Genomic DNA, 10,739 nt, shown 5'->3' on the forward strand with positions numbered 1-10,739 from the left:
GCTGGGAGCTGGGAGCTGGGAGCTGGGAGCCGGGAGCCGGGAGCCGGGAGCCGGGAGCCGGGAGCTGCTCTCCCGCCGCGCTGTGCGGCGATCTTGGAGTTGTGGCGGTTCACGAAGGTCGTAAATGCCGCCATCCGGGCGCCACAACTCCAAGATCGGCGGGGGGAGTGGGGGCCGGAGGGGGCAGCGCTTCCTCGCGGGCGGGCATGGGGCGGAGTGGGGGCGGGTATTCACGAGGGCGGGGTAGGCTCGCGGGTCGGGCGCCCCCACCCTGGGCGCCGGCCGTCCCGCCTGGCGGGGGCGGCAACCCCACGCACCGGCTCGGATCCGCACAACGGGGACGACGGCGAGGAAAGCAGCAAATGATCAGTGTTTTCGATCTTTTCAGTGTCGGTATCGGGCCGTCCAGCTCGCACACGGTCGGGCCGATGCGGGCGGCTCGTACGTTCGTGGCGGGCCTGAAGGCTGACGGGCAGCTCGCCGACGTGGCGCGGGTACGGGCGGAGCTGTTCGGCTCGCTCGGTGCGACCGGGCATGGGCATGGCAGTGACCGGGCGGTGCTGTTGGGGCTGGAGGGTGAGGTTCCGGAGACCGTCGACACCGACTCGGTGGGGCCGCGCGTCGAGCGGATCCGCACCCAGCGGCGGCTCGACCTGTTCGGCAGTCAGGGGGTCGACTTCGATCCGGACGCGGATCTGGTGCTGCATCGTCGGCGGTCGTTGCCGTATCACCCGAACGGGATGACGTTCGCGGCGTACGACGTGGCCGGGAACGAGGTGCGGGCGCGCACGTACTACTCGGTGGGTGGCGGGTTCGTGGTGGACGAGGCGGCCGCCGGGGCGGACCGGATCAAGGCGGACAGCACCCGTGTGAAGCACCCCTTCCTCACCGGCGCGGAACTGCTGACCGTCACCTCCGAGACGGGTCTGTCGATCAGTGAGGTGATGCTCGCCAACGAGCTGTCCTGGCGTAGCGAGGCGGACGTGCGGGCGGGGTTGCTGGAGATCTGGCGGGTGATGCGCGAGTGCGTGGAGAGCGGCTGCACCCGTGACGGCGTACTGCCGGGTGGGTTGAAGGTCCGGCGGCGCGCGGCGGAGATGCGGCGCGGCTTGGAGGCGGAGACCGGTAGCGGGGATCCGTTGCGTGCGATGGACTGGGTGACGTTGTTCGCGTTGGCGGTCAACGAGGAGAACGCGGCGGGTGGGCGGGTGGTCACCGCGCCGACGAACGGCGCTGCCGGGATCATCCCGGCGGTGCTGCACTACTACACCCGGTTCGTGCCGGGCGCGTCCGAGGAGGGCGTGGTGCGGTTCCTGCTGGCGGCGGGCGCGATCGGTGTGCTGTTCAAGGAGAACGCCTCGATCTCCGGTGCCGAGGTGGGCTGTCAGGGCGAGGTGGGTTCGGCGTGCTCGATGGCGGCGGCCGGGCTGGCCGAGGCGTTGGGCGGTACGCCGGAGCAGGTGGAGAACGCCGCCGAGATCGGCATGGAGCACAACCTGGGGCTGACCTGCGATCCGGTGGGTGGCCTGGTGCAGATTCCGTGCATCGAGCGCAACGCGGTGGCGAGCATCAAGGCGATCACCGCGGCTCGGCTGGCGTTGCGCGGGGACGGGGTGCACCACGTGTCGCTGGACAAGGTCATCAAGACCATGCGGGAGACCGGCGCGGACATGAAGGTCAAGTACAAGGAGACCGCGCGGGGCGGGCTCGCCGTCAACGTGATCGAGTGCTGACCTCGTTGGGGTGATCCCGGCCCGCACCCGGCCCGGGAGCGCTACTGACAAAGCGACCATCATGCGGTGACGTCAGGCGTCGCGGCGCTCTGGTCCGCCCGCACCTCGCTGCGCATCCTGGTCCGGCGGGATCTCGCGGTGAAGTACCAGCAGTCGGTGCTGGGCTACTTCTGGTCGCTGATCGAACCGCTCGGCATGGGCCTGATCTACTGGTTCGTCTTCGGCGTGCTCTACTCCGGCGCGACCCGGCGGCACCTGGGTGAGGCGGCCGGGTCGTACCCGCTGTTCCTGATCACCGGGATCTTCGCCTGGATGTGGGCGAGTTCGGCGCTGACCGAGGCCGCGAACGCGCTCACCGGGCAGGCCCGGCTGATCACCACGATGAACCTGCCCCGGCCGATCTTCCCGATCGGGCGGGTCACCGGCCGCTTCGCCGAGTACCTGGCCGGGCTGCCGATCCTGGTCGCCGTCGCGGCGATCTACGCGAGTCAGGGGAAGATCCGCCCCGGCTGGAGCCTGCTGGCGCTGCCGCTGGCGGTGGCGGTGCAGTTCGTGCTGCTGGTGGGCCTGGCGCTGCTGCTGTCGGCGGGCAACGTGCTGATGCGCGACATCGAGCGCACCATGCGGCTGATCATCCGGCTGCTGTTCTACGCGACGCCGATCATCTATCCGCTCGACCTGGTGCAGGAGTCGGGCATGCCGGGCTGGCTCAAGATCGGGTACGAGCTGAACCCGCTGGTCGGGATCTTCCAACTGCACCACGCGGTCTGGTACCCGGACGAGTTCCCGGACGCCCGGCTGCTCGCGATCACTGTGTGCGGCAGCGTGTTGGTGCTGGCGCTCGGCTGGTGGGCGTTCCACCGCCTCGAACCGGCAGTGCTGAAGGAACTCTGAATGGCCCCGATCATCGAGGCGGACGGGCTCGGCATCCGGTTCGTCCGCAACCGGCGCCGCCAGCTGCGGCTGCGGGAGCTGATCGTGCACCGGGGCGCCCGCGACCCGGACGCGGGCCGGTTCTGGCCGCTGCGTGACCTGTCGTTCCGGATCGAACCGGGCGAGACGGTGGGCGTGGTGGGCCGCAACGGCACCGGCAAGAGCACGCTGCTGCGGCTGATCGCCGGTGTGCTCATCCCGGACGAGGGCTCGATCCGGGTGCACGGCCGGGTGGCGCCACTGCTCGAACTGTCCGCCGGGTTCTCCGGGGACCTGACCGGCCGGGAGAACCTGTACCTGGTGGGCGGGCTGCACGGACTGTCGTCGGCGTACCTGCGGGAACATTTCGACGAGATCGTCTCGTTCGCCGGTGAGCAGGTGGAACGCGCCATCGACACGTCGGTGCGGCACTACTCGTCGGGGATGAAGGTGCGGCTGGGCTTCGCGGTGATCGCGCACCTGCCGCACCCGGTGCTGCTTGTGGACGAGGTGACAGCGGTCGGGGACGCGGAGTTCCGCGCGAAGTGCTATGCGACCATCGAGCGACTTCTCGCGGAAGGGCGCACGCTGGTGCTGGTGTCACACAACGACAAGGACCTCACCCGGTTCTGCCGTCGGGGGCTCTACCTCGACGCCGGACGGCTGATCGTCGACGGGACGATCGACGAGGCGCTGGCCGCCTACGCCGACGCGGCGAAGCGGTGACGCTCGCGATCGTGCTCGCCGCCGACCCGGCGGCGGGCCACCTCACCGAACGCCTGGCCGCGCAGTGGCGCCGGGCCGGGGCGGACGACGTGCGTATCGCCGCCGACCTGACCGAGCTGGCCGACCTGGTGGCCGCCGCGACCGGCCCGGTGCTGGTGAGCGGCGCGGACCTGGTGGCGCACACCGCCGTACTCAAGCATCTCGCGACCAGCCCGGTGGGGCCGACGGTGGCGCTGGTGCTCACCGATCCGCCCGCTCCCGGGCAGGCCACCGTGCGCGAGGAGCGCGGCCAGGTGGTCGAGGTCGACGCCGTCGACGCGACCGGCGTGTTCGGCGGCGCGCTGCGGGTGGGCGCGGCCGACCTGCCGGCGCTCGCCGACGCCGCCCGCCGCGCCGCAGGCGCCGCGCCGGATGCGCCGGACGCGCGACTCAACGACCCGGCGTCCGTGCCCGACGCGCGCCTGAGCGACGCGGCTTCCGCGCCGGACGCGCGCCTGACCGACCCGGCGTCCGCGCCGGGCGTCGGCGCAGCGGACGGCGGGCCGCGGAACGCGGTGGACCGGCTCGTGGCCGACCTCGCCGCCCGGGGCACGCTGATCTTCGCCCAGCGGGTACGTCTGCTCGTGGCGCACCGGGTCGGCGACGAGGCGCAGCGGGCGGCGGCCGAGGCGGCGGTGGCCGCTGTCGACGAGGACCGGGCCGAGGTGAAGCTGTCGGTGAAGGAGCGGGACGACTTCTTCACCACGTTCTTCGTCAGCACCTGGTCCCCGTACGTCACGAAGGCGGCGGCGCGCATCGGGATCGGCCCGACCGGGGTCACCATGGTCTCGGTGGCGTTCGCGGTGGCCGCGGCGGTGCTGTTCGGCGTCGGTGGACGGCCCGCGCTGGTGGCTGGCGCGGTCCTGCTCTACCTGGGGTTCGTGCTCGACTGCGTGGACGGGCAACTGGCCCGCTACACCCGGCACTTCAGCGCCTGGGGCGGCTGGCTGGACACGATGGCCGACCGCTTCAAGGAGTACGTGGTCTACGCCGGTCTCGGCTTCGGGGCCACGCATGCCGGGTTCCGGTACGGCTGGGCGCTGGCGCTGGCCGCGATGACGTTGCAGACCGTGCGGCACATGACCGACACCTGGTACGGGGCGTTGCACGACGAGGCGGCCCGGCGGCCCAAGGTGGTGACCGCCGACGCGGGCGGCATCGGCGGGAAGCTGAACGCCGCGTCGACGCGAGTGCAGGCGGACACCGGGTCGGTGTCGTACTGGCTGAAGCGCACTGTGGTGTTCCCGATCGGGGAGCGGTGGGCGCTTATCGCGATCGCCGCCGCGCTGTTCGGGCCGCTGGTGGCGCTGGTCGCGGTGCTGGTCTGGGGGACGCTGGCGTTCGCGTACACCGGGGGGTTGCGGACCTTGCGGGCGCGGTGGATGCGGGTGCCGGTGATGGCCACTGTGGAGGCGGGTCTGCACCGCGACGACGGCGTGCTGGCGCGGACGCTGCCGACCGCGCGGCGGCCGCTGCTGCTGGCGGTGCTCGGCGCGCTCGGCGCGGCGGGGACGCTGGTGTGGGCGCTGCTCGCGGTGCACGGCGGCGGCGACCTGCCGGTCTGGGTGCCGGTGCTCGCGCTGGTGCTGCTGCTGGGCGCCGCGCAGGCTTCGCGGGCGCCGCACGAGGGGTCGCTGGACTGGCTGGTGCCGGCTGCGTTGCGGGCCGCCGAGTATCTGTTCGCCATCGCGGTCGGGGTGGCGGGCCGCGCGCCCGCGTGGCTGATCTTCGGGTACGTGCTGGTGCTGACGCTGCACCACTACGACCTGACCGCCCGGCTGGAGAAGCGGCAGTCGGCTCCGCCGCTGCACGCCGCCACGCTGGGCTGGCCGGGGCGTTCCCTGCTGCTGGCAATCGGGCTGATCGCCGGATATGCGAGTATCGCTCTGGCTACACTCGGTGCGTACCTTCTCGTGGTTTTTGTCGCGAGCGTGGTCCTCGCCTGGGTGGTCCTGCCGGCCCGCGCCCGTGGGGGTGTGCGCTCGCCGGGCTGACGGAGGGCGGGCCGGGGTGACCTTGATCAGCTTCGTCGTGCCGGCCTTCAAGGTGCAGGGCTACCTGCGGGAATGTCTCGACTCGATCCTCGACCAGCCGTTCGCCGACATCGAGGTGATCGGCGTCGACGACGCCTCCCCCGACGACAGTGGCGAGATCCTGGCCGAGTACGCGCTGCGCGACCCCCGGGTCCGCCCGGTGCGCCTCGCCGAGAACGTGGGGCTCGGTCCGGCCCGCAACATCGGGCTGGACCGGGCCGTCGGCGAGTACGTGTGGTTCGTCGACGGGGACGACTGGCTGGTGCCCGGCTGCCTGCCGCACGTCGCGGACCGGCTCCGCGACACCGCGCCGGACGTGCTGATCGTGGACCACGTCCGGGCGCACTGGAACAACATCGGCACCCGCAGCGCGATGCGCGAGGTGTTCCCGGTGCCGCCCGGCGCGACGACGTTCGCGCTGCGGGACCGGCCGGAGACGCTGAAGCTGCTGCACACCGCGTGGAACCGGGTGGTGCGGCGGGAGTTCCTGATCGAGCGCGGCCTGCGCTTCGAGCCGGGCTGGTACGAGGACGTCTCGTTCAGCTACCCGGCGCTGATGGCCGCCGGGCGGATCGGCGTACTCGACCGGATCTGCCTGAACTACCGGCAGCGCCGCACCGGCGCGATCACGAAGACCCGGGGGGACCGGCACTTCGAGGTGTTCGCCCAGTGGCACCGGGTGTTCGGGCTGATGGACCGCTGGCGGGTGACCGGGCTGCGGCCGGCGGTCTTCGAGCGGATGATCTGGCACTACCTGACGGTGCTCGGCAACGGCGACCGGATCGCGCCCGAGCTGCGCGCGCCGTTCTTCGCCCAGATGCACGCCGACTACGTGCGGTTCCTGCCGCCCGAGGGCTACCCGGTCCCGCCCGGCCCGGAAGGGCTCAAGCACCGGCTGGTGGCGGCCGGCCGATGGCGGACGTTCAGCGCGTTGCGCGAGGCGCACCAGGCGACGGAGACGGCCCGGCGGACCGCGCGGCGGGCCCGGCGACGGGTCACGCCGGTGGTGCGGCGTGCCGCCCGGCGGGCCCGTGACCTGGCGCTGGGCGAGTACTACCGGGCCGAGCTGCACCGGCCGGTCGACCCGACGCTCGCCGTGTACGCGGCCTACTGGTACCGGGGCTACTCGTGCAACCCGGCGGCGATCTACGAGGCGGCCCGCCGGCTCGCGCCGCAGGTGCGCGGCGTGTGGATCGTCCGCCGCGACCGGGTGGCCGCGCTGCCGCCCGGTGTCGAGTACGTGGTGGCCGGCACCCGCGAGTACCACCGCGTGCTGGCGCGTGCCCGCTGGCTGGTCAACAACGTCAACTTCCCGGACTTCGTCCGCAAGCGGCCGGGCTCGGTGCACGTGCAGACCCACCACGGCACGCCGGTCAAGGTGATGGGGCTGGACCAGCAGCGCTACCCGGTGGGCGCGATGGGGATGGACTTCGCCGGGCTGCTGCGCCGGGTCGACCGCTGGGACTACAGCATCACGTCGAACAGCTTCTCCACGCAGATGTGGGAGCGGGCGTACCCGGCGGACTACACCACGCTCGAGGTCGGCTACCCGCGCAACGACCGGCTGGCGCTGGCCACCGCCGAGGAGCGCGGCCAGGTCCGCGCCGCGCTGGGCATCGCACCCGACGAGTACGTGGTGCTCTACGCGCCGACGCACCGCGAGCACCTGCCCGGGTGGCGGCCACCGTTCGACCCGGACCGGATGCTCGACGTGCTCGGGCCCCGGGGCCGGCTGCTGATGCGCAGCCACTACTTCCACGACCGGGAGCGGCATCCCCGGGGACCGGCGGCGGACGGCGTGCTGGACGTGAGCGCGTACGACCGGGTGGAGGACCTCTACCTGGCGGCGGACGTACTGATCACCGACTATTCCTCGGCGATGTTCGACTACGCGGTGCTGGACCGGCCGATAGTGGTCTACGCGCCGGACTGGGATGCCTACCGGGTGGCCCGGGGCGTCTACTTCGACCTGCTGGCCGAGCCGCCGGGCACCGTCGCGCTGGACTTCCCCGGGCTGCTCGACGTGTTCCGGTCCGGCGCGGTCGACGACGAGGCGGCCGAGCGGGCCCGGGCGGCGTTCCGGTCGCGGTTCTGCGCGCTGGACGACGGGCACGCCGCCGAGCGCGTGGTACGCCGCGTGTTCCTCGGCGAAATGCCGTAAAAGTGGTTACCGGCAGGTCACTTAACTGCGGAGCCCGGCGAATACCGCTTAATAGGACTGTCACGAGCCGAACATGGCACGTTTACCCGATGTGCGAATCAGATGATCCTGGTCACAGTCATTCCCGGGTTTGGGGAGAGAAAACTGGGGAGGTGGCGGTGGCGACCGTCGCGCTCAAGGATGTCACCAAGGTGTTCCCGGATGGAACAGTCGCGGTCGACACCATCAATCTGGACGTCAACGACGGCGAGTTCATGGTGCTGCTCGGCCCGTCGGGCTGCGGGAAGTCGACGGTGCTGCGCATGGTCGCCGGGCTGGAGGACCCGTCCTCCGGTGCGATCCTGCTCGGCGGTGAGCTGGCCAACGACCTGCCGCCACGCGACCGGAAGATCGCCATGGTCTTCCAGGACTTCGCGCTCTATCCGCACATGACGGTCGGCGACAACATCGGCTTCCCGCTGCGGCTCTCCGGCATCGAGCCCGGCCCGCGCGGCGAGCGGATCCAGGACGTGGCGAGCGCGCTCGGCATCGGCGACGTACTCGCGCGCAAGCCCAGCCAGCTCTCCGGCGGCCAGCGGCAGCGGGTCGCCATGGGGCGGGCGATAGTGCGCCGGCCCGGCCTGTTCCTCATGGACGAGCCGCTGTCGAACCTGGACAGCGGGCTGCGCGCCGAACTGCGGGCGGAGATCTCCGGCCTCACCCGCGAACTCGGCGTCACCACCATCTACGTCACCCACGACCAGGCCGAGGCGCTGACCATGGCCGACCGCGTCGCGATCATGCGCAAGGGCGTGCTCCAGGACGTGGGCACCCCCACCCAGGTGTACGGGCGGCCGGCCACGCTCTACGTCGCCGCGTTCCTGGGCAGCCCCCGGATGAACCTGCTGGAGGCGTCGGTCTACGTGCACCTCGACCGGTACGTCGCACTGAACCTCGGCGAGCAGTCGCTCTACCTGCCCTGGGACGACATCCGCAGCCGGGCGGTGGCGCACTACCACGGCGAGCGGATCGTGGTCGGCATGCGGGCCGAGGCGCTCACCCCGGTCGCCCCGGACACCGCCGGTGACGTGCTGCACGGGCGCATCCGCTACCTGGAGCACCACGGCCACGAGTCGCTCGCGTTCCTCGACATCGGCGCCACCGCGATCGTGGTCGACGAGATGGGCACCCAGGTGGAGCAGGCCGCACCGGGCCAGCGCGGCCTGCGCCGCTTCAACCAGGTGATGCAGCGGCTCACCGGCCGCGCGACGGAGGCGTCAGCCCCGTCACCGGAGGCCGGCGGGGGTGGCGGCAACCGCACCAGCGTGCTGCCCGACCCGGGCCGCCACCACCGTCGTCCGGCGGAACTGGCGGTACGGCTCGCGCCGTACCCGCAGGTGTCGCCCGGGCACCCGCTCGCCGTGCAGGTGCGGATGGACGCGCTGCACTTCTTCGACGAGCGAGGCGACCGCATCGACGTCGGCTGGCGGTGAAAGGAAGGGCACCCTGTTAACGCCTCCGGTAGAGGAAGGGCCCCTTATTAACAGCCGCCGCCCGGAGGGACGGGCGGGTGACGGCGGTACGGGCCCCAGCCGACGAAGCGGGCGAACATGTCGGCCGGGGCGGGCGCGTCGTTCGGGTTCAGCCGGTAGAGGTCGCGCGTCGCCTCGTACAGCAGCCCGCACAGGTAGATCGACAGCCCGATCCGGTTGTCCTCGTACTCGCTGCGCAGCAGCAGACGGGCCGTCGGGCAGGGCCACGGCTGGCCGCACGCCCGGCAGCACCACATCGGACGCAGCGGCGTGTGCGGGGTGGCGTGCAACGGGTACGGCCGGGGTCGATCCGGCTTGGGTCCGTCCGGCGGCTGCCCGAGCTGGTGGCTGATCACCGAGGCTCCTCGTGGCCGTCGCGCCGGTTGCCGGCGTCGCCGCCGCGCTGCTCCGGGACCGGCCAGCGACCGCCGTTCGCCCGCCACTGCTGGGCCGGGGTGAGGTTGCCGACCCGGCCGGGACCCATCGTCGGGAGTGGACGGGTGGGTTGCCGCATCCAGTCCGGCAGATTGTCGCCCCGTACCCGCTGGGGCAGTGTCGGTGCCGACGCACCCCGGCAGCGGAACCAGCGCAGTCGCACGGCGCAACTCCTCTCGGTAGCGGGAATCGGACGAATTCGATTCCACTGCGTGACAGTCTCGTCACCGCGCCGCTAGGGTCGGAAGGCGTTCCACCCCCACCTTCCCGGCCGTCCGACCGGCCGATTTCCGTGTGCAGCCGTGTGCAGAGGTGTGCAGATGATCCGTGTGCCGTTGTGGGAACTGTTCGCCGGTGAGCTACGTCGGTTACGTACCGATGCGGGGCTTACCCAGGAGGCGCTGGGCGAGCGGGTGAGCTATTCGGCGTCGCTGGTGGCGGCCGTCGAGCAGTGCCGCCGCGCGCCGCGCGCCGAGTTCACCGAGCGGTGCGACGAGGTGCTGAACGGCGGCGGCCTGCTGGTGCGGATCCGGGACGCGCTGATGCAGGAGGCGCTGATGCCGTGGTTCCGCGAGTGGGTGAGCATCGAGCAGGAAGCTGCCTCACTGCGTAGCTTTCAACCGCTGGTGGTCCCTGGTCTGTTGCAGACCGAGGAGTACGCCCGTGCGCTCTACGAAGGGGCCGCGCAGTTCGTCGGCGAGGCTGTCGAACAGCAGGTGGCCGCCCGGCTGGCCCGGCAGGCGGTGCTGGACGGCCCGACGCCGCCGCAGTTCGTGGTGGTGCTCGACCACTCGGTGCTGGCTCGACCGGTCGGCGGGCCGAAGGTGATGCGGGAGCAGTTGGAGCACCTGATCGAGATGGCACGGCGACCCCGGGTCCACCTGCACCTGGTGCCGGAGACGGCCGGGGCATATCCGGGGCTCAACGGTGCCTTCGTGCTCGCGACCCCGGCCGACGGTGACGACGTGGGCTACCTGGACAACCAGTTGCACGGCACAATCGTGGAGCGCACGGTGGACGTGAACTCACTTCGGCAGACGTGGGAGTCCATCCGCGCGGAGGCGATGCCGCACGGGGCGACCCTGGCGGCGATTTCGGAGGCGGCGAAGCGATGGAGTTGACCGGCGCGATCTGGCGCAAGAGCACCCGCAGCAGCGGTAACGGCGGCGACTGCGTGGAGGTGGCGGAC

At 71.8% G+C, this 10,739-nt stretch carries 10 protein-coding genes; 8 read left to right on the top strand and 2 right to left on the bottom strand.

Annotation, left to right across the window (positions count from 1 at the left end; all coding sequences use genetic code 11):
• Positions 1–362 precede the first annotated feature (362 nt).
• From A8711_RS25635 to A8711_RS25660, 6 genes are all read left to right on the top strand, one after another.
• Positions 363–1,733 (top strand): L-serine ammonia-lyase, encoded by a 1,371-nt coding sequence (locus A8711_RS25635; protein WP_069089583.1) that lies wholly within the window; start codon positions 363–365, stop codon positions 1,731–1,733.
• Between the two features lie 66 nt (positions 1,734–1,799).
• The gene (locus tag A8711_RS25640) at positions 1,800–2,627 is read left to right on the top strand and encodes an ABC transporter permease (RefSeq protein WP_069089584.1); all 828 of its coding nucleotides are present in this window, start codon (positions 1,800–1,802) and stop codon (positions 2,625–2,627) included.
• A complete protein-coding gene (locus A8711_RS25645; RefSeq protein WP_030503547.1) occupies positions 2,628–3,371 on the top strand; it encodes an ABC transporter ATP-binding protein in 744 nt (247 codons plus the stop codon).
• A complete protein-coding gene (locus A8711_RS25650) occupies positions 3,368–5,404 on the top strand; it encodes a DUF5941 domain-containing protein (protein WP_069089585.1) in 2,037 nt (678 codons plus the stop codon). Before A8711_RS25645 ends, A8711_RS25650 begins: the two co-directional genes overlap by 4 nt.
• Positions 5,405–5,420: 16 nt before the next feature.
• Complete coding sequence (locus A8711_RS25655) at positions 5,421–7,604, top strand: bifunctional glycosyltransferase family 2 protein/CDP-glycerol:glycerophosphate glycerophosphotransferase (RefSeq protein ID WP_069089586.1); 2,184 nt, start codon at positions 5,421–5,423, stop codon at positions 7,602–7,604.
• 158 nt (positions 7,605–7,762) lie between these two features.
• Positions 7,763–9,076 (top strand): ABC transporter ATP-binding protein, encoded by a 1,314-nt coding sequence (locus A8711_RS25660; RefSeq protein ID WP_069089587.1) that lies wholly within the window; start codon positions 7,763–7,765, stop codon positions 9,074–9,076.
• A gap of 47 nt (positions 9,077–9,123) precedes the next feature.
• Here A8711_RS25660 and A8711_RS25665 read toward each other — a convergent pair whose 3' ends face one another.
• Together A8711_RS25665 and A8711_RS25670 are read right to left on the bottom strand one after the other, a co-directional pair.
• Complete coding sequence (locus tag A8711_RS25665) at positions 9,124–9,471, bottom strand: hypothetical protein (protein WP_043327125.1); 348 nt, start codon at positions 9,469–9,471, stop codon at positions 9,124–9,126.
• Positions 9,468–9,713 (bottom strand): hypothetical protein, encoded by a 246-nt coding sequence (locus A8711_RS25670; protein ID WP_043327123.1) that lies wholly within the window; start codon positions 9,711–9,713, stop codon positions 9,468–9,470. Before A8711_RS25670 ends, A8711_RS25665 begins: the two co-directional genes overlap by 4 nt.
• A gap of 157 nt (positions 9,714–9,870) precedes the next feature.
• Between A8711_RS25670 and A8711_RS25675 the strand changes: the two genes are divergently transcribed.
• Both A8711_RS25675 and A8711_RS25680 read left to right on the top strand, forming a co-directional pair.
• The gene (locus A8711_RS25675; protein WP_069089588.1) at positions 9,871–10,671 is read left to right on the top strand and encodes a helix-turn-helix transcriptional regulator; all 801 of its coding nucleotides are present in this window, start codon (positions 9,871–9,873) and stop codon (positions 10,669–10,671) included.
• The coding region (locus A8711_RS25680; protein WP_141707692.1) for a DUF397 domain-containing protein at positions 10,662–10,739 on the top strand (78 nt) is incomplete at its 3' end. The genes A8711_RS25675 and A8711_RS25680, both read left to right, overlap by 10 nt.

The sequence above is a fragment of the Micromonospora sp. II genome (assembly GCF_001709195.1).
Taxonomy (GTDB): Bacteria; Actinomycetota; Actinomycetes; order Mycobacteriales; family Micromonosporaceae; genus Micromonospora; species Micromonospora chalcea.